Origin of the sequence: Populibacterium corticicola (genome assembly GCF_042683685.1) — a bacterium.
GTDB classification, from domain to species: Bacteria; Actinomycetota; Actinomycetes; order Actinomycetales; family Cellulomonadaceae; genus Timonella; species Timonella corticicola.
Map to the genome: position 1 here is coordinate 451,765 of NZ_JBHUOP010000001.1, position 25,829 is coordinate 477,593.

Below are 25,829 nucleotides of genomic sequence, written 5' to 3' on the forward strand. Positions count from 1 at the left end.
GGTTGTTCACGCTTGTGGGGATTGACGCTGGGGCGGGTTGTGATGTTGGCGCATCACAGCCCGCCTTTTTCGTGTGTCGTATGCAGGCTGTACGTTGACGCCATGAACGCTTTTGACATCGTTGTTGGAATTTCAGGTTGCGCGGGTGCGTGGATGGTCGCGTACGGTTCGTGGGGGCAGTGGCGGATCGTTGCTCGAGATTTCCGTGAAACCCAAGATGCGGACACTTACTGGATGATTGACGAGTTGCTTACTGAGCATCCGGAATGGCGTTTTTTCAAGCGTCGTCGTCAACGCAAGCTCGTAGCCCAGATGCTTGACGAGTCACCTGCGGAGTTGGCCGCCTATCAGCGTGCTGACCGGTTGCTCACTGCGTGGACATCATTAGTCGCAGGCTCCTTTCTCGTTGCTGTGATGAGCGTCGGCGCTTTTGCGGCTTCACTGTTCCGATAACTCCTAGACCGCGGTTTGTTACCCGGTCTGTATCACCTGTATGTGCTCAGGACATTCACGACGGATATCCGAGAGCTTGGATGGGTGGGCAGGGGTATGGCACTTCGTGCTCGTCGTCAGAGCATTCAGCGCACACTGCGGGGACGTTGAGTAGATACGGCGGAGCAGGCTTGTGTAGGTGCTGTACCCGCTGGATTGTGGCTTCGAGTTCTTCGATGCGGGTTATCAACCGCTCCCACTCCCCAAGCGTCATATGCACGGCATTGTCGTGGTATGACGTGAGCCCGGGACTCCCTGTAGCCGCAATTAGACGGTCCTTCAGGCGGTTAAACTTCTCTGCGCTCATGGTCTACTCCTTCAATTCGTTGTTGATTCGGACTCACCCTTAGGCGGTCCGCGTCTCCTGCGCGTGGACAACTGGCTGGACGTCCGCGAGAGTGTCCGCGGTGAACTGTGCGTTGAGGGTGTCGGCGTGGTGGGTGGCGAGTGCGTAGGCTTGCCAGATGTCGGCGTGGAAGCCGTGGAACCAGCCGGGGGATGCTTTGGTGCCTTTGCCGCGGTTGGGTTGTCCGTAGGCGTAGCGGTCGATGAGGGCTTGGGTGATGTTGGCGTCTTTGGCTTTGCTGGTGTGGCAGTGGTGGAGTTTTACTTCGCGACGGTAGGTGAGGGTGGGTAGGCCTTTTGTGGTGTCGTGGATGGCCTGGAGGTAGCGTCCGATCCAGACGCAGGTGTCGAAGACTTCTCGGCCGACTGCCATGCCGTAGCTGGCGATCATTTCGATGACGGCGAGATCCCAGTTGAGGTCGCCGTAGCAGTGGTTGAGTACTTCGTGGTTGGGGCTTTTGCCGAATTGGAGTGGCTGGTGGGTTTTGGCGTCGATGATGACCCAGCCGGAGTGGGTGTTGCCGGGGTCGATGGCCAGTATCTTCATTTCTGGCTCCTGTGGTTGTGGGTGGTGAGGGTGAGTCCTGTGGTGATGCTGGCGGCCATGAGGATGGCGAGGGCGCTCGTTGTGGTGCCGGTGTTGGCTAGTTCGCTTGTTGGTGGTTCTTGGATGGTGATGGTGTCTGTGGCGACTTCGAGGACAGGTTGTTCGGTGGTGTGTGGGGTGTGGATGTCGATCACGGGTTGTTCAGGGATTTCAGGGGTGTCGGAGTCTTCGGGAGTTTCGGTTGTTTCGGGTTCGGGTGGTTCGACGCCGGTGCAGTTGTCCCAGTTGCAGATTTCGATGGGCCAGTCGCAACCGCGAGGCGATAGCGGGATGCCGTCTTCGTTGAGGGGGCATTCGTAGGGTGGTTCCCACGGTTCTGGTTCGGGCGTGGGGATGCAGACGGGTTCCTGTCCGCCTTCGCCGTAGTGCTCGTTGAAGCCGTGGAGTTGAATCCAGGCGATGCAGTCACCGGGCTGGAGGCCTAACTGAGTCCACGTGATGGTGGTGGATCCTGCGAGGGCGTGGGATTTTCCTGGTTCGAAGTGGATGTTGATGGTGTCGCCTGTGGTGGTGCGAATGTTGGCGTCTTGTACGTCGTAGGCGTCGAATGTGCGGCCTGCGGGCAGTGTGATACCTGAGGGATCGACGGTGTATGGGGTTGGGGCGTCTGATCCGCCGAGGTGGAGGAGTGCTGCGAGAGCGAGTATTTCGAACATGGACTTAGATTCCTTCCGCGAAGTCTTTGACTGTGTGCCAGTTGTCTGAGACCGCCTGCAGGGCGTTGCGTCCCTCTTCTCGATACCTGGTGCGAAGGTTGAACAGGTCAGCATCCATGTGTGTGAGGATCTCGTTTTCGATGAGACCAGCCAGGGTGTCGGGGTTGAGTGCGTCGAGTTCCCACGAGGATTTCCCGAACTCGTTGATGTAGTTACGTGCTCGTGAATCGGTGAGTTTTGCAGGGTTTGGTGGCGGGTTGAACTCGTCTATCTGGTCGCGGTTGAGGGCAATTCGTTTGACCGTTGTTGAGGCCCCGAACAGTGCTAGGCGATCCGCGATGTCGCGGGTCATGTCGATACCGCTCGGGTCGTGGTCCCCGAGGTGAATGACCGTGACTTCCTGTCCAGAGTCTTCGTATGCACGGTGGCGTAGGGCGGCTTGGTGGAGTTCGGATTGGGAGACGTAGCCGCGGCAGGAGAAGTAGTTGACACCCAACTTGAGTGCGGAACGGGCGATTACTCCGGCGAGTGCTTCTTTTTCGACCCATACCTCGATGCGTTGGTCTTGGTGTTGCCAAAGGTCAACGTGGTAGTCGTTGACCGATTGCTCGATGAGGTCTGATGGGTCGGTGTAGGTGTACAGGCCGCTGAGGTTGCGGGTGCGATCGGTGATGTAGTCCCAGTCGAGCAGCCCGGCTTTGCGAGCACGGTCGATGACTGCGCCAAGGTTTTTGTAGCTGCGCTGGTTGTTTGGTAGGTAGTCGCGGGCGACGAACTGGTAGTAGAGCTGGCGCAGGGTGAGGTCGTAGCCCTGTTGGGCGTATTCGGCGCAGATAGCGCTAGCGATTTGGACGATGTTGAGTGATTGTTGCGAGGGGTTCCAGTCCTCGTAGGCGATACGTGGCATGTCGGGCTCCTTAGAAGGGTGGTGGTTGGTTGAAGTCGGTTGTGCGGATGGCTGGTTGTGGGAGTGGTTTTTGTGCGATTGGTAGGCCGCATCGGTGTGCGTGGACTACCGGTGTGGTGTCGGCGTTTGCTGTTGGGGCTTCGACGCCGAGGCCGGGATGGTAGCGGGGTGTGAGCTGCCAGTTGCCGGGTGTGCCGGTCAGCTTGTAGGTGGGGATGTTCAAGATGATTGCGGCGGTTTCGTCGTGTGTGGTGCACAGGGCTGGATGAATGTGGACGTGTGCGGCGAGGGTGTGTGAGTCGTAGCCTTCGAGGGTCCAGGCGTGGCAGGTGCGGCAGCGGGTGGGGCGTAGGTGAGTGGAGAGTGCTGGGTTGGCACCCAACTTGATTTCGATGAGTTGGAGCCAGAATGGCGTGGATGGGTGGTCGAAGAGTGTGTTCATGGTTGGGGTCTGGTTCCTCGAAATGACGCAATGACAGATATGACAGGTTTTTGCGACCTTGTGGTTTTGTGCGTGTGCATGTGCGCGCATGCACGGGCGCGTGTGCGCGTAGGGTGTAAAAATCTGTCATATCTGTCATACCTGTCATGGCATTGCTCTGACCTGCGGTTACATCCATGACAGATTGTGTGACAGGTTCTCGCCTGTGCTAGGTCAGTTAGCTGATCGGTCATGATTGCCACCATTCTTCGTCCGCTGGCGGTTCCGGTAATGACAGATCTGATGAGTCCGATGACAGATCGTTTCCGCTATCTGTCATATCTACGAGCCTGATTCCGTCGTAAAACCGAGCATTCATTGAGCGGCTTGTTTCGATACCGAATCGGGATTTCAATTGCATGGACAGAGCCTTAGCAGTGGCCGGCTCGACACCCTCTTCACGGCACCAGGACTCGTAGACTGCCCGGAGTTTCGCGATCTGCACATGCATGTGTTGTGCGTTCGGGGAACCGAGTTCGCATCTGTCTTCAACGAATTGGGCGATGGTGTCGGTCTCCTGCTTGTACTCTTCGGTGGCTGCGACGACCGAGGCGGGTGTTGTCAGGCCGAGGGTGAAGTAGTCTGCTGCGCCGTGGACGAGCCAGGCGAGAATGCCGGGGCCTTCTTCGGTGAGCAGGATGTCTTCGAGTCCTTCGATGCGCTTGTCTTCGGGGACGGTGTGGATGAATGGGATCTGTTTGATTCGCCGCCAGAATGCGGGGCCTCCTGCTTTGACCTCGGGGCGGTGGTTGGCGTGGAGCCACAGGGTGTGGGTTGGGACGAATGTGAAGGGGTTTTGGGCCATGAAGCGGGCGTTGATGGGGTCTCCACCGGTGAGGGCTTTGACTTTGGCTTCGGCGAATCGTGCGCCTTGTTCGAGTTCTCCGCCGATGGCGATGCGGACTCCGGAGAGTTGGGCGATGGTGGCTGGGTGGTCTTCGCGGGCTCGTTGGACGAGGAGGTCTGCTGGGATGGTGGCGGCGTAGCCGTTGGGGCCGATGCCTGCGATTTTCTGGACGGTTTCGAACAGGACACTTTTACCGTTGGCTCCGGATCCGAAGGCGAATGGCAGCATTTGTTCGAGGACTTTTCCGACGAGGGAGACGCCGAGGAGTCGTTGGATGTAGGTGGTTAGTTCTGGGTCGCCGGCGAAGGTGTCTGCGAGGAAGCTGGTCCAGCGTGGTGTTGGGAGTGTGGGGTCGATGGGGACGGTGGTGGTGCGGGTGTGTAGGAGTTTTGGGGATGGTGGGGTGATCTGTCCGGTGCGTAGGTTGACGACACCACTGGGGGTGTTGAGTTCGTAGGGGTTGGCGTCTAGGTCGGTGAGGTGTGCGACGGTGCGGGCGTCTGAGCGTGCGATTTTGACCATGGCTCCGAGTCCTGATGCGGAGAGGGAGCCTTTGCGGTGTTTGGTGGCTTCTTTGTCGTGTGTGGGGAGGTTGCGGGCTATGTCGCGGGCGAGTTCGAAGACGTGGCCTGCTTCGTCCCATTGCCAGGTGTGGCCGTTCCAGGTGAGCCATTCGCCGCGTTGTGGGACGTAGCGGATGTGTTCTTTGTGGGTGTCGATGAAGCGTAGGGCGTTGCCGTCGTCGGTTTCGGTGTAGGTGGCTGGTCCGCGCTCATAGGTTGTGATCGCGGCGACAGTGTTCGCAGTAGATGCAGTATTGGCAGCATTCTGTGTCGATGGTGCGGTGGTCGCAGATTGTGCAGTGGGTGCAGCAGGGTTCGTTGAAGTCGTCCATGAGTGTGTTCCGTTCAAGATGTCGTCGAAGATGGGGTCTGGGCCGGTGATGCGTTGTTGTTCGGCTCGTTGTCCGTAGCCTTTGGCGTAGAGCGCTTTGGCGGCAGCACTGTGGTCGCCGCCAAAGTTGAGGAGTGCGTGGGCGCCGAGTTTGGTGTAGGGCACTTCCTGGTCGAACTCGGTTGAGCTTGTGAAGACGTAGAGGCGGTTGCGGTCGTCTGCGTGTCCGGTGGTGGCGGAGATGCCTTGGTTTTTGCCGGGGCGGCGCCAGTAGCTTGTTCCGGATCCGTCTGTGTACAGGAATGTCCAGCCTGCGGGTGTGAGGATGTCTGCCCAGGAGGTTTTCGCTTCGAAGTCGTCGCCGGGGGTGACGCCGCCGATCCATTCGCTGTCGGTGGGTGCCTGGATGGGCTGTGGGGCGGGTTTGATGGCGGGTGTGTCGAGGGTGCGTAGGACGGAGTGGAAGGCGTCGCGTTCTTCCGGGGTCAAGACTGGTGCGGTTGCTGGGCCGCCGAGGATGCGCACCCAAGGTTTGCCGCTGGTGTGGTGGCGTGAGGGCCAGGCGACGACTTGTCCGCCTTCGCCGCGGGTCTCGGCAAGAACTTGGATTTTCGTTTTGGGGTTGGCTGCGAGTTCTTCTGGCGTCGATGGACGGCGTGCGAGTTTGGTGTTTCCGGGCACGTCCATGCCCGTGAGGCGGTAGTGGAAGTGCAAGCCACCAGAGGGCGATTGTTCGACCCATCCGGTGGTGACTTTGGTCCAGATGTTTTCGAGTCCGGATGCGATGGCGAGGTCGCGCAGTTCGGGCATGTGGTCGGAGGCGCGGCCTTCAATCTCGGTGAGTTCCGCGTGTCCGGAGACGGTGCCTTGGACGATGCCGAGGTCGTAGCCGGCGGGGTCGGTGAACCATGCCTGGAGGGTGGTTTCGTCTGCGGCGTGCTGGGTGTACTGCTTCCAGGTGCTGATGGCTGGGGCTTTGGAGCCGTCAGTGCGGATAGGTAGGACGGAATAGCCGTGTGCGTGGAGTTCGAGGGCTGTGTCGAAAGCAGTGCGGGTCACCGGTAAACTCCAAATGGGTGCAAGACTGAAGGGAAGAAACAGGAGGTTTTTCCGTGGAAGACCAGCGGAAACAAGGAATTGTTAAGGAACTCAAAGAGTTTCTGGAGATAAGCAAATCTAAGTGGATGGAGGACGAATGGGGTGATGGAGGAGATTGGTTCTTCCAGTTCGACTACGAAGAAATCGAAGCAGAAGTTCAGATCGTAGAGTTGTTGCTTGACCGTGCGCTGCCGTCTTGGCAAAAGGGGGAATTGACCGACTCCAACTCGCCACCGTTTGAACTGCAACGCCGTGGTTGTCGGAGAGCCATTAAATGGCTTGAGAAACAGGAAATGATTGAAAGATTGTTGGAACCAGAAGCCCCGCAACTCTCTGCGAGTACGTTGCATCAGTGGGTCTGGGACGCGGCCAGAAGCCAATGGGCGAGTGGACATTTCCGCGATGCGGTCAGCGCTGCGGCTCGTGTGGTGAGTAACAGGACCCAACAAAAGGTGGATCGTAGAGATAAGAGTGAATGGAACCTCATCCAAGAGAGCTTTTCTCTGAAACATCCAGAAGAACGCAAACCTAGACTCCGACTTACACCGGATGATGGAGGGGATACCTTCAAAAACCTCCACGAAGGAGCTGGCTTCCTGGCCCAAGGTCTTTTTCGTGGAATTAGGAATCCGTCGAACCACGACGTTCTCCCAGAACTCACTGAAAACGAGGCATTGGAGCAGTTGGCCGCTTTTAGTTTGTTGGCACGTTGGATTGATAAAGCTGAGGTTGTTCGGGCGGTGTGACAACGTGCTTCCCTTCAGGTGATGTGTCTGGTGGTTTGGGATGGTGCCCACGGCCCTGACGTGATCGGGCTGCACCGCATGGTGGCGTGGACTTTGTTGAGTGGGGACACCAGGGAAGCGTGTCCCCACCACGGTTTGGGGTTAGGCTGCTGCCCGTAGTTGGGCGATGACAGCCACGTCAAGGCCGGTTGCTTGTGCGATCAGCTCGTCTGGCTGGCCGACTGCGATGAGGCTGCGGGCTACGTCAGCCGGGTTCGCAGCTGCCTGCTGCGGTGGGGCTGGTGCTGGCTGCTGCTGGACTGGCTGAGCGACCGGCGCCTGCTGGACTGGCTGGGCAGGCTGTGGCGCTTGGGGTAATGGAGCCTGCTGGATGGGTGCAGGAGCGGCAGGTACCTGTTGGAACTGTCCCGGCTGTTGTGGGTAGCCCTGCTGCGGAGCCGATGGGGCTGGTGGTGTCGGCTGCTGTGGCTGTCCGGTCGCCCACGAGGGCGCTGGACCCTGGTTCTGCCCAAACTGCTGCGGCTGCTGCTGGACGGGCGGCTGGGTGTACTGCTGCTGCCCACCAAAGCTCTGGTCGATACCAGCGTTGACCGGCTGGATCTGGTAGGCGTACAACTTCGTGGGAGAGCCCTTCTGGGACGGAATCTCACCGGTGTACTGGGCTGCGAAAAGGTTCCCGACTGCCAGGGCTTGGGATGCTGATGCAGTAGGGCCGCACGCGTTTTGTACAGCCATCTTGAACGCTTTAGCCTGTTCACCCCACGTCTTGATGTAGATCGTGCGGTGGCCGTTGTCATCTGGTGTGGTGTGCAGATTCGAGGCAACGGTGACAGCTAGGAGCATCTTGGGTCGTCCGTCGTCCCACGTCTCTAGTTGCTTGGTGGCGAAGTCGGTGGCTTGGATCGGTGACGCGGAGACGATAGGTCCAGAGATGGAGCCACCTACTGGAGTTTCCTTGGTGAAGAACGAGGGTGCACCGGACGCGAAGAGGGCGTCGATGTCGTTGAAAGCGGTCATGGTATCTTGTTCCTTTACTGGGTGGGAAGGTCGAAGAATGTGTCCCTCGGCCTTGCAGGTGGTGCGTCCGGAAAGCGGGCGCAGTCATAGCAGTGGGAGTCACGCGTGAGTGCGGTGATCCAGGTGTCGCGGGCCTCAATTGAGATGGATTCGAGGACCGTGAGGTTGAGTGCGAGGTTGTTTGCCCGCTGAAGGACGTGTTCGGCGCGGGCTCGGTCGTGAGGGGCAGTCCACCAGACCGCTTGATCGAGTGAGACGGCGTTCCTGGGCAGGTAGGCGATAGCGACGTGGTCGATGCGGATCCCGGCGTCGTTCCAGCCCTTGGCGTACAGGTCCGCTTGAGCGTGGTAGACCGGGGACGGCCCAGATTTGGCTTGCTTGAGGGTGGACGCTCCGACGATCTTCCAGTCCACGGTCATCCCGGCTTCAAGGTCCACGAGGTCTGTGGATCCCCAAATCTCTTGCCCGCCAACTGTGCCGACCATGGTTTTCTGTTCCATGAGGTATCGCAGGGGTTTGCCTTCTGCTTCGAGCTGGAAGTTGCGTTCAACGAAGACGGCCTCCAACTTTTCGTGCACAGAGGTTCCGATGTAGGGGAGCCATGGCACGCCACGTTCGGTTTGCTGCCATCCCGCGAGCTTCGCTGCCAGACAGTGATCGCACGGCGTGCCCAGTTCGCTGGGGCCGATGCGCTTTTGTAGAGAGCGGGGCTGGTGGGTGATCGCATGTTCGATGACGTGGCGTGCCTGCTTGAGTGACGCCACCGGATCCAAGCCCAAGAAAGGGGCATGGGTGCGATGGATGTACTCAGGCGTGAAGGTGCGGCTCACTTAAACGTCACCGTCGCTGCACCCACGTCGTAGAAGTCCTCGAGCGCGACGGGAGCGAAGTTCGCTTTCACCGCTGCGGTGTCAATGGCGGTCTTGTACAACTGCGGGTACTGATCTGCTGGGTAGGCTTTGGTGAGCCGTGTGGAGGACAGTCGGCGGGTGCCTTCACGCACTTGCACCTTGTGCTCACCGACCTCGTGGGTTCCGGAGCCAAGATCGGTGACGAGGATCGTCTTGATCGTGTCAAGGCGTTCCTTGATCGCTTCTTGCTCGGCTTGGAGTTTGACGGCTTCACGCACGAGTTGTTCGCGGCGAATAGTCGCTTCCGATGCTTCTGGAGCCTGCTCTGTTGCGGTTGGGGTGGTCATGCTGGTTCCTTCTTCCTTGCTGGTGTGGCGTGGCGCCTGATGGATTCGTAGAGAGCTTGAAATGTGCGGGCGATGTCGGTTCGCCCGTGACGGGCCGCAAGCCGTGCGATTGCTTCGGGGTTGCGGCCTACACGGTCAGCGATGCGGTGTGGTGCTTCACCGGTCTCGAGCATCCAGTCGATGTCCTCAAACAGGTCACGAGTGGCTGGCTGCATGGGCTGGGGCTGTTCGATGCTGGTGACGGTGATACTTGGCCTGCTCATCGAGGTAGGCGCGGATCGTGCCCGCCATGGTCCATTCGCAGTGGTGGCAGCGGGCCTCGTAGCCTTTGGCGAGTTTGGTGATGGGTACTCGCGGGTTGGTGATGTGCACGATGTGCGGTGGTGTTGGCTGTCGCACGTCGCTGACGGGTGCCGACTGGGTGGACTTGTCGCCGTACCCGTCTTGGAAGACCGGGAACAAACCGATGGCGAGAGAAGGTGCTGCTTGGAATTGCGGGAACGTCAGCACAACAGGGCTGTGCAACGGGTCGGTGCCGTCGTGGAAGCCGATGAGCTTGATGTGTGAGCGGGTTCCGTTTGCGGCGACTTGCTGCCCGGTTTTCGCGTCGATGTGGACGTTTGTGGGATACAGGGTGTAGGTGCTCATGCGGGCACCACCTGTGCGGGCGTGAATGCCTGGATTTCGTCTGGGCCTACCCAGTGGCAGCCGTCGATGCTGTTGGCACGGTCTACAAGGATTTGGTAGCTGCCCACGGTCTCGTTGTAGACCGCTGGCAGATGGCAGTCGTGTCCGTGCAGACGGGTGATGAGGATGAGCGTGTTGTGGACGGTGGGTACGCGGTCGCCGCGGTGCCTGCCGGCGGGTTCTGGTCTGGTGGTGGAAAGGACTCCGACGCTGATTGCGACGGCGAGCAGGTCGAGCTCATCGATGAGTTCGTCGACTGGGCTTTTCGGGTGTGTTGGGGTGGTCATTTGGTAAGGTTTCCTTTCAAGGACGTTGTGTTCTTTGTGAAGTGAAGGCTCTGTTGCTTGCAGGCGAGGGCCTTCACTTTTTTGTTGGGGTAGTGAGGCGTTCGTCGATGTACTTCTCGACGTTGACGCGGGGGATACGGGTTTTCGCTCGTGTGCCAAGCCCGATGTTCAGACTGGGTAGTTGCCTGTCTGCGATGAGGCGGTAGACGTGGGACTTCGAGCAGCCCAAAATCTCCGCGACCTTCACGACTGACAGCAGTTCACTGTGCTGCGCTGTCTGGCTCATCCCGCGATCTCCTCGAGCGTGTACTCGGTCGTGATCGCGGCCAGTGGAACCTGCAACCTGTCTGCAACACGTCGCGCCAGTTCTGGAGTCAGCGGCTTGCGTCCCGCTTCGATGTTCGCGAGGTAGGAATGCGACACCTCGATAGCGGTAGCGAACTTTCCTAACCGCCAACCATGTGCTTCACGTAGAGCGCGAATCGTCGCGCCGATCCGCTTCATTTCTCCTTGTTTCGTTCTCATGTGACAACAATAGGAAACAAAAAGGAACCATGTCAAGCCTTGATAGGAAACAGAGCGGAATCAGTTCGTTTGTGCAGGTGAGGAGAGAAGCACAGGAACGTAATTTCAATGCTGTGTTTCCGCTTGATGCAGGTGAAACGGGAACTGGGTGAATGTTGTCGTTCCTGCAAGTTCCTGTAACCATTGAAGGTGTGAACGTATATACGGAAGATGACTGGAAGCGCCTAGGACAAGAGATTGTTCGCAGGCGAATCGCCTGTGGCTATCTCACTGCGAAAGATCTAGCAGAAGCGGTCGGTGTCACTCCGCGCGTCATAGGGGACTTAGAGAATGGGCGCCGTACGAACTATGGACCTGCAACCTTGGTCAACCTGGAAAAAGCTCTTGGTTGGGGCAGCCAAAGTCTTTACGCCTTGCTTGGAGGAGGGCAAGCGACGCTTGTTGAACAACAAAAGATGGTGAAGTCGTCGCGACTGCAAGAAGAATCCGAGCGGGACGCACGTGCACAGTTAGAAGTCAGCTCGGAGTCAACGGAGCAACTTGTCTCTGGTATTCAGTTGCGTGTCAACGAGCTCAGAAAGCGAGTCGAGACTGCCGACGCACTCCTAGCTGAAAAAACCACAGATCAGCGCGCTGAGACGCTCATGCCTGGGTTCGAGGCTGCCGATATAGAGTTTGAGCAGCCAGAGGACGAACACTACGGCTCCCAAGATGAGTACGACCTCGTAGCCGACGACGCAGACGGCTGGTCACACGAGGACGAAGACGAACAACGGGAGATGGAACCGTGAGTAGAGGAACATCTGCAATGAGGCGATGGATTGGGATTCTGGTTTCTGTGGCCCTAGCCTCGTCAACGATGATTGCTGTTGGTGGTCCTGCCGCCGCTGCCACTGGTGACATGAAGCTCACCGTCGCACCTCAAGCATGCGAGGAGTGGGAGGATCCAGAATTCTGTGGGCCTGGTCTGCACATTGCTCTCAGCGACCACTACGACAAAAAAGACACACTAGAAGGCACCGACAATCTAGAACTTTCACTGCGTGGTCCTGGCGGCGAGAAGCAGTTGGACAGCATCGTCAAAGCCAACGCTGGAGCCTGGAACATAAACGTTACAGCGCGTACTCCAACCAACCTTCCGCATGGCGAGTACACACTTACGGTAACAGTCGGCGAGGTAAGCCAATGGAAGTGCTCAGTGTACTTCTCTGACGGTTGTAGATGGTTCAAAGGGTACAGTGACCAGCGTGATTACAAATTCAAGTGGTCTGGCTCCAAGGTAGTCGCGGCCCCTTACAAGTACACTGCTTCAGCAACGGCAAAAGCCACTGAATACAGTTATGGGGTAGACGCCTCTTATACGGCTAGGTACACTGCGAAGTCCACGCAGAAGGCCACCGTTAAGAAGACGGTGAAGAAGAGCAAACGTAAGTTCAGTGCGAAGCGGTCTGCGAAGGCTACCGCGACTCACACGGTGAAGAAGACCGTGACGGTGCGCGACTATGAGGCGACAGCATCTGCAACACGCACCGCTTCGGGCACAGGCTGGACGCTAGAACTTGCTCGAGAAGATGCGCAGGAGAATGCGCAGGATGCAGCACAAAGTGCGGCACTAACCCAGGCCATCAAGAGCGAACGCAAGGAAGCAAAAGCCAAAGCTAAGCAGCTTGCGGAGAAGAAGCTCACCAAGTCGGTGAAGAAGAAAGCGAACGCTCAGGCTAAGAAGAAGGCCAAGGCTGCCGCGAAGAAGAAGGCAGCGAAGAGCGCACTCAAAGCTGCGAACGCGAAAGCGAAGAAAGCCCAGAAGCGGTAATCCGTCCATCGGTGGTGTTGAAGACCGGCCAGGATTTCCGTACGCAGGGATGCGGCGTCTGGGACCGGCAATGAAATCAGCGTACGAGCACTTGTTAACCCCATAGGGTTGATTTACTGTAATCAACCCTATGGGGTTAACTTTTGCGTCCATCCAAAGAGACTTCTCCCCATGCGAAACCGCAAACCCGTACGGGTATCGTCAACCTACGATGATTGACGACTTTCACAACCGCCCTGAACAGCGCAAACGCATCTGAACGTGCTCTTGTGGAATATTTCCCTCCACCGTAACGATCCGTTCTAGACGATCGTTTAACAAAGTCATCGGAAACACAGTTCGCGGACTGAATAACTACCGTACGCATGCCGATGGAGTATGTACTATGAGTACAAGTACTTTAACTAGTAGCGTTAGTAGTGACTCCACTACATGCAGTCTCACTGCACCCCATAATTCAGGAGGTGACATCTTGGTCAAGGTAGAAACTCCAACAGTAGCCAAAACACCCGCAGTCCCACGGCGAATCGCTTCAGCTACACGTGCAGCCGAAGCAATCCTAAAAACCCTCATAGTCGATGATGAAGGTGCGTTTGTCCCTCCCATCGACCCGTACGACATCGCTGAGCAAATGGGCATCGATGTCTATCTCGCTGTCATGCCTGACAAAAAATCAGGATTCATTGAGAAGAAGACTCCTGACGATCAGGCAAAGGTTTACATCAATCATCGGCACAGTCCGGTGCGCCAGCGCTTCACGCTGGCTCACGAACTGGGGCATTACTTCTACGAAACGCTTCAAGGGAACGAGTGCTTCGATTCGCTTAACCGTGAAGATGGACATGCTAATCTGGGTACCGATCCTAAGGAGCGGTGGGCAAATAAGTTCGCAGCAGCGTTACTTATGCCTGGTGGACCACTTCAGACTCTAGTTGCCCAGGGCGAAACACTGCCCGAATTGGCTAGCACGTTCGATGTCTCGGAGGCTGCAATGTCATATAGACTCTCAAACCTGGGGCTTCCTAATTGACGGAAGAGACCAAAGAGTCTGAAGCAACAGAACCTGCCGACGAGCCTGTTGTGGTTGAGAACGACCCGGATTCGCTCCGCGTCGTTTATAAGCTCGTTAGAGCGAACGCTGATGAGGCTGCACGTCGTTGGGCCAGGAGCACCGCTCTGCATAAGCAGCCGGCAAAACTTACCAAGCGGCAGAAACTCGCCAAATGGTGGCATGGATTATTTCTCGTTCAGTTGTGGAAGGCCTCGAAAAGGCGCGCTTTAGGTGCCGTTAACAGGAAAGATCCGCTCGCTTTCAGTTTCGAAACTGAACTAACTGAGGGCGAAAGGCTTGAGCAACTTCGCTTGGCTAAGCGTAGTCAGATCTTGCAATTACGACGTACGGTCGCAAAGTGGGCGATCTTCTTCGTTGTATTGCAACTTGCCTGTTCAAATTACTTTTTCTGGAGGTACCTAGATGGTCGGGACTTCAGTATCCATCCTGAAGTCATGATCGCGTGGCTATCTGCCTGCGTCATCGAAGTTATTGGCATACTCGTGGTGATCACACGGTCACTGTTTCCCCAAAAAGATAGAAGTAAAGATAAAGACAACGGTGACTCGAAGAAGAACGCGTAGCAATGTCAGAGTGTTGATGTGTAATAGTCCCCATCAGAACTGCCGCGGCACAGCAGACTCGGATGGACTCTATTGGACAGACTTCTAGCACTCGCACACAACGAAGACGTGCGAGTCGTATGGCGTAATCTCGGTAAACGTCGAGGCGAATACGTGCATGGTGCACGCCTCATCAGACTCAACCCCCGCATGTCCGAGGTGCTGCAACGCTCCACGCTTGCACACGAACTCGGCCACGCACACCACGGGGACGCCTGGACCGATAACCCACACATCAAGCAGCTGCGTGAAGAACGCGCCAACCTGTACGCTGCACGCCTGCTCATCAGCCCACTCGAATACGCTGTCGCTGAACAACTCGTCGGACACCACACCGGAGCCCTCGCCAAAGAACTCGGTGTCGCCTCTTACATCATCGACGCATGGAAGACTGCACCGCCGACGCCATATCTCCAACTCATCGGCAGGCAGGAAGCGATCTGATGGCATACTTCCGTAAACTCCCATCAGGTAAATGGCAGGCAACAGTCCGTACCACTGACGGGCGCAAAATCACTCGAACAGACCCACTCAAAACCGTTGTCAAGAAATGGGCGACAGACACCGAAGCCGCTATCGCACGCGGTAAATGGCGAGACCCACGCAAAACCCATATGACGGTAGGGCAGTGGTTCGACACCTGGCTGCCAGTCCACCGCGTGGAAGCAGAAACAGAACGGGCCAATGAAGGCTCGTGGCGGCTCCACCTCAAAAACACCTTCCAAGACATCGAACTCGACGACCTCACAAAGGTGGAGGTTGAGGCGTGGGTGAAAGAACGCATCGACGCGGGCATCGGCCATGCCGCGATCCGCCGCGCACTCAACCTACTTAAGGCAGGTATCGAAGCCGCGGTAGACAACGAGTATGTGGACAAAAACGTCGCACGCAAGGTTCAACCACCAGCAGGGGTCAACGGCCCGCCGGAATGGTTCGAACCGCACGAGGTCGTCGCGATAGTCAAAGAGATGCGCAAGCGTGGCTGGGAAGCCATGGCAGTAATGACTAGTGTCATGGTGTGGAGTGGCCTGCGCTGGGGTGAAGCCGCCGCATTGAACATCGAGGACATCGACTTCGACCGCAACACCGTATCAATCACTCACACGCTGACACAGGGCGGCAAGGATAAGGACTACCCCAAGAATGATGCATCTGTCGGTGAGGTTCCATGCCCATCGTGGGTCATCGCAGAGATTCGTGAGCTCGTAGGGGAGAGGACCACCGGCAGGCTCTTCACCACTCGGCGCCAGGCACGGAATCTGTCTGGTGGAAACTGGCGGCGTGATTGGGATGACGTTCTGCTAGCAGCAAAGGTTTCTCCCTATCATCCGCACGTGTGTCGGCATACGTGCGCGTCGTGGCTCGTTCAAGCCGGTGTACCGTTGTATGAGGTCAAGCGCCAACTGCGGCACGCGAGTATTCAGACAACGGAACGGTACGCGCATTTGTCTCCTGAACTGCATGATCCTGTGCGTGGCGCGTGGGAAGGCTTGGCGCATCAGTGGCGCACAGCAGGCCACCAAATTCCAGAAAATAACCCCTAATCAGCGCCTATATCTGGGTGCTATGTTCCCAATGACCCACCATGTGGAGTGCGTGGCGCTGCTGACCCGCTAGACTTCACTCTTTAGTGGTTAGGGGTATAGGTTTTGTCTGGTGTGTGAGTGGCCAGACCACTCACACACCAGACAAAACCTATACCCCTAATCTGGATCGGTGGCGTTGGGTCTGTTCCACTATTGAGAGTCGGGACTAAAGGGCGGTGGGCGCAGGGTCCGCCTTGCGTAAGGTGGACGGAAGGTGCGCCGAGGCTGGGGCTTGCCGGATCGTCGCCAAGCAGAAATAGGGGCATAATCGTGACGCACGCAGAGCAACCCGAAGTCCGCACCTACGGAATCGACCCCGAAGTGGGTATGCCCACCCTGTTCAAAGGCGCGCTGCCGGACGGACCACAGATTCAGATGTTCAAAGTCGTGCGGCCTGACGATCTGATCGAATGCTTCTACGAGCCATTCGACCCGGACATCGCGGCGAACGGCTCGCGCTGGGGCTACGACCTCAACCACGGCGTGCTCAGTGTGCACCTGACCACCAACGGGCGTATCACAGTGTTTAAGTCATATGCGCCACACGCCTGGGAAACCATCCAAGCCTTCACCAACTATCGCCACGAATAAATGCTGTGACCTCGGGCGCTACTGCGCCCGCTATCGTGACTGGGCTTTACGCAACGCGTCCGTGATTTATCTTGACGTCAAGATACTTAGTGTATGATGGGTGTGAATGTGAAAACTGATCCCGGCCTCTTGACGGGGCGACGAGGGGGTCAGCGACACGAGGCTTGCGCGGTGCGCGAGTCTCGCCCCCAGCAGTGGTTCTCGGTGACACAAGCCGACAAGCCAGCAACTCGCCAACACGATAAGGAGTGTCCGTGAGCAACGTCGACACGTTTGGTGCGAAGGGAAACCTCGAGGTCAACGGTACCTCGTACGAGATCTTCCGCCTTTCGGCAGTGCCAGGTCTAGAGAAGCTTCCATACAGCCTCAAGGTTCTTGCAGAGAACCTGCTGCGTACCGAAGATGGTGCGAACATCACCGAAGAGCACATTCAGGCTCTCGCCAACTGGGACCCAAACGCCCAGCCCAACACTGAAATCCAGTTCACCCCGGCCCGTGTCATCATGCAGGACTTCACCGGTGTGCCCTGTGTTGTAGACCTTGCCACCATGCGTGAAGCAGTCGCAGAACTCGGCGGAGATCCAGAGCGTATCAACCCGCTCGCACCAGCCGAACTCGTTATCGACCACTCCGTGCAAATCGACGTGGCAGGACGCCGCGACGCATTCGAGCGCAACGTGGAACTCGAATACGAGCGCAACCGCGAGCGGTACCAGTTCCTCCGCTGGGGCCAGACCGCATTCGACGACTTCAAGGTAGTCCCACCGGGAACCGGTATCGTCCACCAGGTCAATATTGAATACCTTGCCCGCACTGTGATGACCCGCGAGGTAGGCGGTGTCGTGCGTGCATACCCAGACACCTGTGTTGGAACCGACTCCCACACCACCATGGTCAACGGCCTCGGTGTACTCGGTTGGGGTGTTGGTGGTATCGAGGCAGAAGCAGCAATGCTCGGCCAGCCAGTGTCGATGCTCATCCCACGCGTTGTCGGTTTCAAGCTCAAGGGTTCGATCCCATCCGGCGTGACCGCAACCGACGTCGTGTTGACCATCACCCAGATGCTCCGTCAGCATGGTGTCGTTGGAAAGTTCGTTGAGTTCTACGGTGAAGGTGTTGCCTCGGTGCCACTGGCAAACCGTGCCACCATCGGTAACATGAGCCCAGAGTTCGGTTCGACCGCGGCGATCTTCCCAATCGACTCTGTCACGATCGACTACCTGCGTCTGACCGGTCGCTCCGAAGACCAGCTCGCACTCGTCGAGGCATACGCCAAGGAACAGGGTCTGTGGCTTGACCCAACCTTCGAGCCCTCGTTCTCCGAATACCTCGAACTCGACCTCGCGACCGTCGTGCCGTCCATCGCCGGACCAAAGCGTCCACAGGACCGCATTGAGCTCGGCAACGCAAAGAGCCAGTTCGAGCACGACCTCAAGAACTACGTATCGGGTAACGCCGACTCGCGCGAGCGCGTTGCAGTGACCGATACCGAAGGTAAAGAGTTCGAGCTGTTCAACGGTGCTGTCGCAATCGCCTCGATCACCTCATGCACCAACACCTCGAACCCATCGGTCATGATGGCCGCAGGTATCCTGGCCAAGAAGGCATCCGAAAAGGGCCTCAGGGCAAAGCCATGGGTCAAGACCTCGATGGCACCAGGCTCCCAGGTCGTCACCAACTACTACGAGAAGGCTGGCCTGTGGCCATACCTTGAGGACCTAGGATTCCACCTCGTCGGATATGGTTGCGCAACCTGTATCGGTAACTCCGGTCCTCTCGATGAGAAGGTCTCGGCTGCCGTCAACGAGTACGACCTCTCCGTAGTCTCGGTGCTCTCCGGTAACCGTAACTTCGAGGGTCGTATCAACCCTGACGTCAAGATGAACTACCTGGCATCGCCGCCACTCGTTGTGGCCTACGCGCTCGCCGGGACCATGGAGTTCGACTTTGACACCGAGCCACTCGGAACCGACTCCGAGGGGAACGACGTATTCCTCAAGGACATCTGGCCAACACCAGACGAGGTCCAGGAAACCATCGATGCCACCATCGACCGCGAGATGTTCGAGGCCGACTATGCGGACGTATTCGCTGGTGACAAGCGCTGGCAGGAACTGCCAACCCCCGTTGGAAACACCTTCTCGTGGGACGGCGAATCCACCTACGTGCGTAAGCCCCCATACTTCGAAGGCATGGGCCTCACCCCAGCACCAGTGGGTGACATCAACGGTGCACGCGTACTCGCCAAGCTCGGCGACTCGGTCACAACCGACCACATCAGCCCCGCTGGTGCGATCAAGCCAGGCACCCCAGCCGCTCAGTACCTCACCGAAAACGGTGTAGAGCGCCGCGACTTCAACTCCTACGGTTCGCGCCGTGGAAACCACGAGGTCATGATCCGCGGAACCTTCGCGAACATTCGCCTGCGTAACCAACTCCTGGAAGACGTTGAGGGTGGCTACACCTTCAACTTCCTGACTGGCGAGCAGTCGTTTATCTACGATGCGTCGCAGGACTACCAGAACGCTGGAATCCCACTGGTTGTTCTTGGTGGTAAGGAATACGGTTCAGGTTCGTCCCGTGACTGGGCGGCAAAGGGAACCGCACTGCTCGGCGTGAAGGCCGTCATCACTGAGTCCTTCGAGCGTATCCACCGTTCAAACCTGATCGGCATGGGCGTGCTGCCACTCCAGTTCCCACAGGGTGAGTCCGCTGACTCGCTCGGCCTGGACGGCACCGAGGTGTTCGATATCGAAGGCATCACCGAGTTGAACGAGGGAACCACCCCATCAACAGTCAAGGTCACCGCGACCAAGGCCGACGGATCGATCGTTGCGTTCGATGCTGTCGTCCGCATCGACACCCCGGGTGAAGCAGACTACTACCGCAACGGTGGAATCCTGCAGTACGTGCTTCGTTCGCTCGTTGACTGAGATCGGTTAACCACTGTTTGTCAGTTGCTGTTTAGCCACTGAAGCAAGAACGATCGGAGAGCCCTGCACCAAAAGGTGCGGGGCTCTCCTTTGGTTGAATGTCCGCTGGGGTGGACGGTTCGGCTGTGGCATCGCACGGTGAGTTATGGTCGAGACATGCGAGACAGATTCACCCCGGCGGTAGTGACGAGTTTGTCGTTATCGTTTGCCACTGGTCTGTACGGGATTTCGTTTGGTGCGCTCGCCGTTGCTTCAGGGCTGAACACATGGCAGGCGATGGTGTTGAGTCTGGTGATGTTCTCGGGTGGCTCGCAGTTCGCTTTCATCGGCGTGATCGCAACCGGAGGTACGGGAGCGGCGGCTACTGCCGCTGCTTCTTTGCTGTTCGTACGTAACGGAATTTACGGCGCGCAAATGAATGCGCTGATCGGGCCGGGTGGTGTGCGCAAGTATGTTGCTGCGCAGGTGACTATCGACGAGTCGGCAGGGATGGCCTCGCTGCAGTCAGACCCAGCGGAGCAGCGTCGCGCCTTCTGGGTGACAGGCCTGGCGATTTTACTGCTGTGGAACCTTTTCACGTTTGTCGGCACACAGTTGGGTGCCACACTCGATCCGGCGGCGTGGGGTCTGGATGGGGCAGCGGTCGCGGCTTTTGCAGCGTTGCTGTGGCCGCGGCTGAAGACACGAGATCACGCAGCTATTGCCGTGCTTGGCGCACTGGTGACTGTGCTTTTGATACCGATCGTTCCAGCGGGTGTTCCGATCATTATTGCGGCGGGTGTGTCTGCCGTTGCGGGGTGGCGGCTAGCCTCACGTCATCTTTCTGGCCGTGCCTCGAAGCCGGAGGAGGGCACTGAATCGTGAGCAGTGTGGAGTGTGAGGGCGTCGTGGAGCAAGGTTCGGGCCGAATGGCGTGGGTGACGTGTTGAGTACCGATTTGTGGATGTGGGTCATTCTCGCCAGCGTCATTTCATTTGGGGTGAAGTTGCTGGGCTATCTGCTACCCGAATCCATCTTTGACAATCCCAAGGTCGTGACAACGGCCAACTTCGTGACGATCGGGATGCTTGCGGCGCTCGTGGCAACAAATACTTTTGCAGACTCAGGTTCTCTCGCAATAGATGCACGCCTTGCCGCGCTCGTTGCGGCACTGATCGCACTGATGTTGCGGGCGCCGTTCTTGGTTGTCCTGTTGGTGGGTGCGGCAGCGGCGGCTCTCGTCCGAATGATGTAGTAGGCAAGAGAGCTGCTTGCCGACGATACGGTTACCCGCCAGTCGCATCCCGCGTGCCCGGGTGGTGCAGTGTGCGTGTGCGGTGCCAGGACACGGTCAGGACTGTTGTCCTTGGCTTGCCAGTCGTGTGGGAATGGCCGGTGTTACTGTGTGACGCATGAGCGAGAACAAGATGCAACCTACCGATGTGTCCGCCGAAGCATTCATCGAACAGGTGGCCAACGCCCGCCGACGCGAAGACGCTTGGGTGCTACTCGACCTGTTCAAGGAGATCACCGGGCACGAACCCGTGATGTGGGGTCCGAGCATCATTGGCTTCGATTCCTACCATTACGTGTACGCCTCAGGTCGCGAGGGCGATGCCCCTGCTGCTGCGTTTTCGCCGCGTTCCGCCAATCTGGTCGTCTACAACACGGATGAGTTCGAGGGGTTTGATGATCTGATCGCAAACTTGGGCAAGCACAAGCTGTCCAAGGCGTGCCTGTACATCAATAAGCTCGCGGACGTTGATGTGGATGTGCTGCGTCAGATCATCGAGAAGTCGTATCGGTTTACCAAGGAACACCTCGACGCCCGTTGAGGTTCTAGTCCGCTGAGAACGCGGCGCGTTTCTGGCAGTGCTGAGGTCTGAGTGTGTAGAAATCACTTGTGTGTGAGGGTTGCTGATACTCACACACAAGAAATTTTCTACACGTTCACCGCAGATGTGGCTTGGAGTGGCGTCTTAATGAGTGGTTAGGGCTCGTGAAGCAGCTGGCCCATTGTCCACTGCGCCATGTCGACAAAGTCCGGCGTGGAGAGATCTGAACTGAGTACGGCAATAACGTAGGCGGATGCGGCCCAACCCTTTGCGCGAGGTACGAGGTCTTGGTCTAGGCGTGTTTCTTCGCGGCAGGACTCAAAGTAGGCTCCGAAGAAATCTTCGCGGCCAGCGGCATCGAACGACACCCAAGCTGTCGCTAGATCAAAGGCTGGATCACCCTGACATACGTCGCCGAAGTCAATGATTCCCGCAAGCGTGTGGTCATCCTGCAAGAGGTAGTTTCCCGGGTGAATGTCCCCGTGCAGCCACAGGGGAGTGCCGCCATAGGGTCGTGTCGCAAGCCCTTGTTCCCAGACTGGAACAACCGCAGAATATTGCCCGGGTAGGCGTTCAATCTGTGGCTGCGTCAGATAGGTGCGCTGCGCCAAGGTGCCGCCTCGATGAGGTTTCTCCGGTGCATCGCGTGGGGCAGGGCGATGTAGGAGAGCCAACTGTCGGCCCAGTTCCGCAGCGGAAGATCGACGCTGTTCAGGCGGCACACTCAAACCGCGAATCCCCGCAGTCCACGTGTTAATGGTCCAGGGCACTGAATAATCAGAAAATGGCGAGCCCTTTCCTACGATATGAGGCACCGGAACGGTCAGTGACTGTGCAGCCTGTTCAAGCCACGCCAACTCGAACTCTATTGCGCTGATCGCTTCAGGGCGTCTGGGTAGCCGAGCAACATGATCGGTACCAACACGAACCATGAGGTTGTCCCAACCGAACCCCTCAACCGAATACTCGCGGGGTAGGTCAGGGAACTGCTCGGCTATCGCAGCGGAGATTTCGGGCAGGTCCGAGTGGGAGATCAGGAAGGTTCGAGGCACCCGACAAGTCTAGTGGCTACCGTGCTCACACCGACCATGCTATGCAGCGCCTACAACACCCCAGATAAACGAAACCGTTCAATTGAAGATTGCCGCGTACACGTTCAGTGTCGAGGCATACACCAGCCAGAGCAGATAGGGCACAAGCAGCCATGCAGCAACGGAAGATACGGGCTTAAAGGACCGGATCGTCGCCAATAGGGCAACAATCAAAGCCGCCATAATCGCGCATGCAACCCACAGCGCTGCTGAACCAAGCGATGGATACAGGCCAAAGAACACCGGAGTCCACAGCCCATTGAGAATCAACTGAGTTGCATACAGGCCCAGCGGCCTACGGACCTCTTCGCTACGATACAAACGCCATACCAGCCATGACGCAACGCCCATGATGATGTAGAGGGCACTCCACGTGGGGCCAAACACCTCGTTCGGAGGGGTCCACGGCGCTTTGTCTGCGTTCGCATACCAGCCGTCCACGTTATCGACAGTGACCATCGACCCCGCAAACCCAATGCCCAAAGGTATCGCGACCAGCAACACCAGCACTCCCACCTGTGCCAGAACAGAAGGTCGAAGGGCATCACCGCGGTGTGAACCTGTCATAACCGATTCCTCTCATCAAGCTGTACGTTCTGATCCGAGACTAACGCGGGCCGTCAAAAGGCGCTCGGGCAGAGGCTCAGCGAGTGCGGAGCATGTCTAAATGGGGGAGAGTTGTGTGAAGTAAAGCGATTTTGCGCAACGAGTTGGGTGAGGCGGTACGTTCGGTTCGTCACTTGAGGGTGCAGCATCCTAAAGTTGAGTGTTAAGGGTTTCGGTGCACAAGGGTGTACCAGCAACGGTGCGCTTTGAGAGGGGCAGGATTTTGAGCTTGCTTGAGCACGTGAACTCCCCAGAGGACGTGAAAAAGCTATCTCGTGAGCAGGCAGTGCAGCTTGCCCAGGAGATTCGCGAGTACCTCGTACACTCCGTGTCCAAGACAGGCGGGCACCTCGGGCCGAATCTGGGAGTCGTCGAACTCAGCATCGCGATGCATCGCGTGTTCAACTCGCCTAAAGACACCTTCATCTTCGACACCGGACACCAGTCCTATGTGCACAAACTCCTGACCGGGCGCACTGACTTCACCGACCTGCGCAAGAAGGGTGGCCTGTCTGGCTACCCGTCACGCACTGAGTCTGAACACGATGTCGTCGAAAACTCGCACGCGTCGACCGCGATCTCGTGGGCGGATGGAATCGCCAAAGCCAACGCGCTTCAGGGAGCGGATGACCGCCACGCGGTCGCCGTGATCGGAGACGGTGCGCTGACCGGCGGCATGGCCTGGGAAGCGCTGAACAACGTGTCGGAGAACGATGATCGCCGTCTCGTGGTGATTGTGAACGACAACGGACGTTCGTATTCGCCAACCATCGGCGGGTTGGCGCGGCACCTTGACGCTCTGCGCACGTCCCGTCAATATGAGGGCATGCTTTCGTGGGGCAAGAAGACGCTCCCGAGGTTCGGCGTCCCCGGACAAATGCTCTATGACGGACTGCACGGCTTCAAGAAGGGCGTCAAGAACATCATCCGCCCACAAGGCTGGTTTGAGGATCTTGGCATCAAGTACATCGGCCCCGTGGACGGGCATGACCTTGAGCAGGTCGAGCATGCTCTCAACCTGGCGAAGCAGTTCAACGGCCCAGTCCTCGTACATGCGATCACGGAGAAGGGCCGCGGATACAAACCCGCCGAGCAGGACATCGCAGACCGCTTCCATGCAGTGGGACAGATCCATCCCGAGACTGGCTTGCCAGTGGCTCCCTCTCGTTTTGGTTGGACCTCTGTTTTCGCTGACGAGATTGTGAAGATCGGTCGCAAGCGTCACGATGTCGTGGCCATCACGGCGGCGATGCTCGAGCCTGTTGGGTTGGCACCGTTCCAGCGGGCATTCCCGCACCGGACCTTTGACGTGGGTATCGCGGAGCAGCACGCTGCAACCTCTGCGGCGGGTATGGCATTCTCCGGGTTACACCCCGTGGTGGCGCTCTATGCCACCTTCCTGAACCGAGCCTTCGACCAGGTCCTCATGGATGTTGCCCTGCACAAGGCGGGCGTCACGTTCATGCTCGACCGCGCAGGTATCACCGGTGACGACGGCGCGAGCCACAACGGTATGTGGGACATGGCGCTCATGCGAATCGTGCCAGGGCTGCAGCTTGCGGCACCGCGCGACGAGGACACCCTGCGCCAAGCGCTCAACGAAGCCGTTGAAGTCTCTGACGCCCCGACCGTTGTCCGCTATCCGAAGGGCGCGATGGGGGAGCCGATCCCGGCTCTCGAAACCGTTGGCGATCTCGATGTTGTGGGCCGGTTCGGGGTTGAGAATGAGAGCGCGCAGAGCATCCTGTTCGTTGCTGTTGGCGCTATGGTTCCGACCGCGCTGACCGCAGCCGAGAAAGTCGCCGGGCAGGGCTTCCGCGTCACCGTTGTCTCGCCGGTGTGGGTGCTCCCCACCTCGCAGTCGCTTGTCGACGAGGCGGGCGCGTACGACCGTATTGTCACCCTAGAGGATGGCTTGGCTAAGGGCGGCGTTGGTGCGCTTCTTGCTGAGGACCTTGCATCCGTGGGACACCACGTTCCGGTGCAAACCTTTGGTCTGCCCACCGAATTCCTCGACCACGCATCACGTGCCCAGGTCGTAGAAGAGTACGGTTTGACCGCCGAGCAGATTGCGCACTCCGTTCTCGAACGCTGAGTCCTCGAACGCAGGTTGCTGCGTCGAGTACGCGAGTTTACTTGCGGTAGGTGAGCGCTGGTGGCAGCGGCCCCACCCAGTCGGGAGCACCGCGTAACAGGTGATGGCCTGATTGACCAGGAACTCAGCCAGTGACGGGGAAGTGCCAAGAGAGCCCACCGCCTGTTGTGAGGCTGCCAATCTCTACCACTGAGAGGCGGACTTCGAGCGCTTCAGTGGTCATCGACTATCCCCATCACCCGTACGCCGAGTAGGTGTAGAACCTTGAAGTATCGTTCGTTGGCTTGCTTTCCCTTGCCTGCCTCGAGTTCGGACAGCCACCGTTGCGTGACACCCAGACGTTCGGCCAAGTCACGTCGCGCACCTAAAGTCGATGGGTTGAAATTGGTCCGGATGCATAGTGTTTGCGTGTGTATCCGGACCGATTTCGGCCCATCGAGCGGGAGGCGGTGGGGTGAGGGCGTGGTATGCATAGTTAAGGATGGGAATCTAGGGACTTTTGTCGCATGAATCTTGATGTCAAGATTCTGGACTTCAAGGCATCCTGCGACACGAGGGATGTGTTTTCACCCGGAATTCCAGAACCAATTTTTCATGCTGAACAAATTCCCAAAAATGTCATGAAGGTTTATTGGGTTCAAAGGGAAAAGTAAGTTCAACTTGGACTGCTATCTGCGCTAACAGAAGTTCATGTTGCGCGAGCGGCGGCTGGTGCTGTCCGACTCGTCGACAATAAAACCTGCTTTAAAGCAGGTAAAAACTAAAGATGTGACCCAGTAGACGCTCCAAAATCCCCCTTCGGGACCGAGGTCCCAACTCATCCCATCATTTCTTTTCTA

General features: G+C 57.8%; 31 protein-coding genes. 14 read left to right on the forward strand and 17 right to left on the reverse strand.

Translation table 11 applies throughout. From position 1 onward, the window contains the following. Positions 1 to 102 precede the first annotated feature (102 nt). The gene (locus ACFSYH_RS02025) at positions 103 to 453 is read left to right on the forward strand and encodes a hypothetical protein (RefSeq protein ID WP_377464800.1); all 351 of its coding nucleotides are present in this window, start codon (positions 103 to 105) and stop codon (positions 451 to 453) included. Positions 454 to 508: 55 nt separating this feature from the next. On the opposite strand, the gene ACFSYH_RS02030 is transcribed toward ACFSYH_RS02025, so the two are convergent. The 6 genes from ACFSYH_RS02030 to ACFSYH_RS02055 all read right to left on the reverse strand — a co-directional run bounded on the left by ACFSYH_RS02030 (position 509) and on the right by ACFSYH_RS02055 (position 6,288). Next, on the reverse strand, positions 509 to 799 hold the full coding sequence (locus ACFSYH_RS02030; protein WP_377464801.1) for a hypothetical protein: 291 nt from the start codon (positions 797 to 799) through the stop codon (positions 509 to 511). Positions 800 to 838: 39 nt separating this feature from the next. Continuing rightward, entirely contained in the window at positions 839 to 1,384 is a 546-nt protein-coding gene (locus ACFSYH_RS02035; RefSeq protein ID WP_377464802.1) for a hypothetical protein, read from the reverse strand. Then, positions 1,381 to 2,100 carry a hypothetical protein gene (locus ACFSYH_RS02040; protein WP_377464803.1) on the reverse strand — a complete coding sequence of 240 codons (720 nt, stop codon included), beginning with the start codon at positions 2,098 to 2,100 and terminating at the stop codon, positions 1,381 to 1,383. The genes ACFSYH_RS02035 and ACFSYH_RS02040 overlap by 4 nt, the downstream gene beginning before the upstream one ends. A gap of 4 nt (positions 2,101 to 2,104) precedes the next feature. Then, a complete protein-coding gene (locus tag ACFSYH_RS02045; RefSeq protein WP_377464804.1) occupies positions 2,105 to 3,007 on the reverse strand; it encodes a hypothetical protein in 903 nt (300 codons plus the stop codon). 10 nt (positions 3,008 to 3,017) lie between these two features. Further along, positions 3,018 to 3,449 carry a hypothetical protein gene (locus tag ACFSYH_RS02050; protein ID WP_377464805.1) on the reverse strand — a complete coding sequence of 144 codons (432 nt, stop codon included), beginning with the start codon at positions 3,447 to 3,449 and terminating at the stop codon, positions 3,018 to 3,020. 229 nt (positions 3,450 to 3,678) lie between these two features. Continuing rightward, the gene (locus ACFSYH_RS02055; RefSeq protein WP_377464806.1) at positions 3,679 to 6,288 is read right to left on the reverse strand and encodes a phage/plasmid primase, P4 family; all 2,610 of its coding nucleotides are present in this window, start codon (positions 6,286 to 6,288) and stop codon (positions 3,679 to 3,681) included. Positions 6,289 to 6,341: 53 nt separating this feature from the next. Between ACFSYH_RS02055 and ACFSYH_RS02060 the strand changes: the two genes are divergently transcribed. Further along, positions 6,342 to 7,073, forward strand: a complete 732-nt coding sequence (locus tag ACFSYH_RS02060; RefSeq protein WP_377464807.1) for a TIGR02391 family protein — start codon at positions 6,342 to 6,344, stop codon at positions 7,071 to 7,073. Positions 7,074 to 7,214: 141 nt separating this feature from the next. Here the strand turns inward: ACFSYH_RS02060 and ACFSYH_RS02065 are convergent, their stop codons facing one another. The 8 genes from ACFSYH_RS02065 to ACFSYH_RS02100 form a co-directional block, all read right to left on the reverse strand. Continuing rightward, on the reverse strand, positions 7,215 to 8,090 hold the full coding sequence (locus ACFSYH_RS02065) for a hypothetical protein (RefSeq protein WP_377464808.1): 876 nt from the start codon (positions 8,088 to 8,090) through the stop codon (positions 7,215 to 7,217). A gap of 14 nt (positions 8,091 to 8,104) precedes the next feature. Further along, entirely contained in the window at positions 8,105 to 8,920 is an 816-nt protein-coding gene (locus ACFSYH_RS02070) for a hypothetical protein (protein ID WP_377464809.1), read from the reverse strand. Then, positions 8,917 to 9,288, reverse strand: coding sequence for a hypothetical protein (locus ACFSYH_RS02075; protein ID WP_377464811.1), 372 nt, complete (start codon positions 9,286 to 9,288; stop codon positions 8,917 to 8,919). Before ACFSYH_RS02075 ends, ACFSYH_RS02070 begins: the two co-directional genes overlap by 4 nt. Further along, positions 9,285 to 9,503, reverse strand: coding sequence for a hypothetical protein (locus ACFSYH_RS02080; protein ID WP_377464813.1), 219 nt, complete (start codon positions 9,501 to 9,503; stop codon positions 9,285 to 9,287). Before ACFSYH_RS02080 ends, ACFSYH_RS02075 begins: the two co-directional genes overlap by 4 nt. Next, positions 9,484 to 9,936 (reverse strand): hypothetical protein, encoded by a 453-nt coding sequence (locus ACFSYH_RS02085; protein WP_377464814.1) that lies wholly within the window; start codon positions 9,934 to 9,936, stop codon positions 9,484 to 9,486. The genes ACFSYH_RS02080 and ACFSYH_RS02085 overlap by 20 nt, the downstream gene beginning before the upstream one ends. Beyond that, positions 9,933 to 10,262 carry a hypothetical protein gene (locus ACFSYH_RS02090; protein ID WP_377464815.1) on the reverse strand — a complete coding sequence of 110 codons (330 nt, stop codon included), beginning with the start codon at positions 10,260 to 10,262 and terminating at the stop codon, positions 9,933 to 9,935. Before ACFSYH_RS02090 ends, ACFSYH_RS02085 begins: the two co-directional genes overlap by 4 nt. A gap of 73 nt (positions 10,263 to 10,335) precedes the next feature. Continuing rightward, positions 10,336 to 10,548 carry a helix-turn-helix domain-containing protein gene (locus ACFSYH_RS02095; RefSeq protein WP_377464817.1) on the reverse strand — a complete coding sequence of 71 codons (213 nt, stop codon included), beginning with the start codon at positions 10,546 to 10,548 and terminating at the stop codon, positions 10,336 to 10,338. After that, the gene (locus ACFSYH_RS02100) at positions 10,545 to 10,787 is read right to left on the reverse strand and encodes a helix-turn-helix domain-containing protein (protein ID WP_377464818.1); all 243 of its coding nucleotides are present in this window, start codon (positions 10,785 to 10,787) and stop codon (positions 10,545 to 10,547) included. Before ACFSYH_RS02100 ends, ACFSYH_RS02095 begins: the two co-directional genes overlap by 4 nt. 191 nt (positions 10,788 to 10,978) lie before the next feature. On the opposite strand from ACFSYH_RS02100, the gene ACFSYH_RS02105 reads away from it, so the two are divergent. From ACFSYH_RS02105 to ACFSYH_RS02155, 11 genes are all read left to right on the forward strand, one after another. Continuing rightward, positions 10,979 to 11,578, forward strand: coding sequence for a helix-turn-helix domain-containing protein (locus ACFSYH_RS02105; protein WP_377464819.1), 600 nt, complete (start codon positions 10,979 to 10,981; stop codon positions 11,576 to 11,578). Between the two features lie 17 nt (positions 11,579 to 11,595). Continuing rightward, positions 11,596 to 12,600 carry a hypothetical protein gene (locus ACFSYH_RS02110; RefSeq protein ID WP_377464820.1) on the forward strand — a complete coding sequence of 335 codons (1,005 nt, stop codon included), beginning with the start codon at positions 11,596 to 11,598 and terminating at the stop codon, positions 12,598 to 12,600. Between the two features lie 472 nt (positions 12,601 to 13,072). Continuing rightward, on the forward strand, positions 13,073 to 13,630 hold the full coding sequence (locus tag ACFSYH_RS02115) for an ImmA/IrrE family metallo-endopeptidase (RefSeq protein ID WP_377464822.1): 558 nt from the start codon (positions 13,073 to 13,075) through the stop codon (positions 13,628 to 13,630). Then, entirely contained in the window at positions 13,627 to 14,235 is a 609-nt protein-coding gene (locus ACFSYH_RS02120; RefSeq protein ID WP_377464823.1) for a hypothetical protein, read from the forward strand. The genes ACFSYH_RS02115 and ACFSYH_RS02120 overlap by 4 nt, the downstream gene beginning before the upstream one ends. Before the next feature lie 72 nt (positions 14,236 to 14,307). After that, positions 14,308 to 14,718: an ImmA/IrrE family metallo-endopeptidase gene (locus tag ACFSYH_RS02125; RefSeq protein WP_377464825.1), complete on the forward strand. Its 411-nt coding sequence runs from the start codon at positions 14,308 to 14,310 to the stop codon at positions 14,716 to 14,718. Continuing rightward, on the forward strand, positions 14,718 to 15,818 hold the full coding sequence (locus ACFSYH_RS02130; protein WP_377464827.1) for a tyrosine-type recombinase/integrase: 1,101 nt from the start codon (positions 14,718 to 14,720) through the stop codon (positions 15,816 to 15,818). The genes ACFSYH_RS02125 and ACFSYH_RS02130 overlap by 1 nt, the downstream gene beginning before the upstream one ends. 312 nt (positions 15,819 to 16,130) lie before the next feature. Continuing rightward, a complete protein-coding gene (locus ACFSYH_RS02135) occupies positions 16,131 to 16,451 on the forward strand; it encodes a hypothetical protein (protein ID WP_377464828.1) in 321 nt (106 codons plus the stop codon). 254 nt (positions 16,452 to 16,705) lie between these two features. After that, on the forward strand, positions 16,706 to 19,384 hold the full coding sequence (gene acnA, locus ACFSYH_RS02140) for an aconitate hydratase AcnA (RefSeq protein ID WP_377464830.1): 2,679 nt from the start codon (positions 16,706 to 16,708) through the stop codon (positions 19,382 to 19,384). A gap of 156 nt (positions 19,385 to 19,540) precedes the next feature. Then, positions 19,541 to 20,248: an AzlC family ABC transporter permease gene (locus ACFSYH_RS02145; RefSeq protein WP_377464831.1), complete on the forward strand. Its 708-nt coding sequence runs from the start codon at positions 19,541 to 19,543 to the stop codon at positions 20,246 to 20,248. Positions 20,249 to 20,309: 61 nt separating this feature from the next. Beyond that, positions 20,310 to 20,618 carry an AzlD domain-containing protein gene (locus ACFSYH_RS02150; RefSeq protein WP_377464832.1) on the forward strand — a complete coding sequence of 103 codons (309 nt, stop codon included), beginning with the start codon at positions 20,310 to 20,312 and terminating at the stop codon, positions 20,616 to 20,618. A 157-nt stretch (positions 20,619 to 20,775) separates the two neighbouring features. Beyond that, complete coding sequence (locus ACFSYH_RS02155; RefSeq protein WP_377464833.1) at positions 20,776 to 21,198, forward strand: DUF1801 domain-containing protein; 423 nt, start codon at positions 20,776 to 20,778, stop codon at positions 21,196 to 21,198. 155 nt (positions 21,199 to 21,353) lie between these two features. Here the strand turns inward: ACFSYH_RS02155 and ACFSYH_RS02160 are convergent, their stop codons facing one another. Together ACFSYH_RS02160 and ACFSYH_RS02165 are read right to left on the reverse strand one after the other, a co-directional pair. Further along, the gene (locus ACFSYH_RS02160; protein ID WP_377464834.1) at positions 21,354 to 22,250 is read right to left on the reverse strand and encodes a phosphotransferase; all 897 of its coding nucleotides are present in this window, start codon (positions 22,248 to 22,250) and stop codon (positions 21,354 to 21,356) included. Positions 22,251 to 22,328: 78 nt separating this feature from the next. Next, positions 22,329 to 22,856: a TspO/MBR family protein gene (locus ACFSYH_RS02165; protein WP_377464836.1), complete on the reverse strand. Its 528-nt coding sequence runs from the start codon at positions 22,854 to 22,856 to the stop codon at positions 22,329 to 22,331. Positions 22,857 to 23,118: 262 nt separating this feature from the next. Between ACFSYH_RS02165 and dxs the strand changes: the two genes are divergently transcribed. Further along, positions 23,119 to 24,990 carry a 1-deoxy-D-xylulose-5-phosphate synthase gene (dxs, locus tag ACFSYH_RS02170; RefSeq protein ID WP_377464838.1) on the forward strand — a complete coding sequence of 624 codons (1,872 nt, stop codon included), beginning with the start codon at positions 23,119 to 23,121 and terminating at the stop codon, positions 24,988 to 24,990. A 212-nt stretch (positions 24,991 to 25,202) separates the two neighbouring features. Here the strand turns inward: dxs and ACFSYH_RS02175 are convergent, their stop codons facing one another. Beyond that, on the reverse strand, positions 25,203 to 25,340 hold the full coding sequence (locus ACFSYH_RS02175) for a helix-turn-helix domain-containing protein (protein WP_377464840.1): 138 nt from the start codon (positions 25,338 to 25,340) through the stop codon (positions 25,203 to 25,205). Between the last annotated feature and the right edge of the window lie 489 nt (positions 25,341 to 25,829).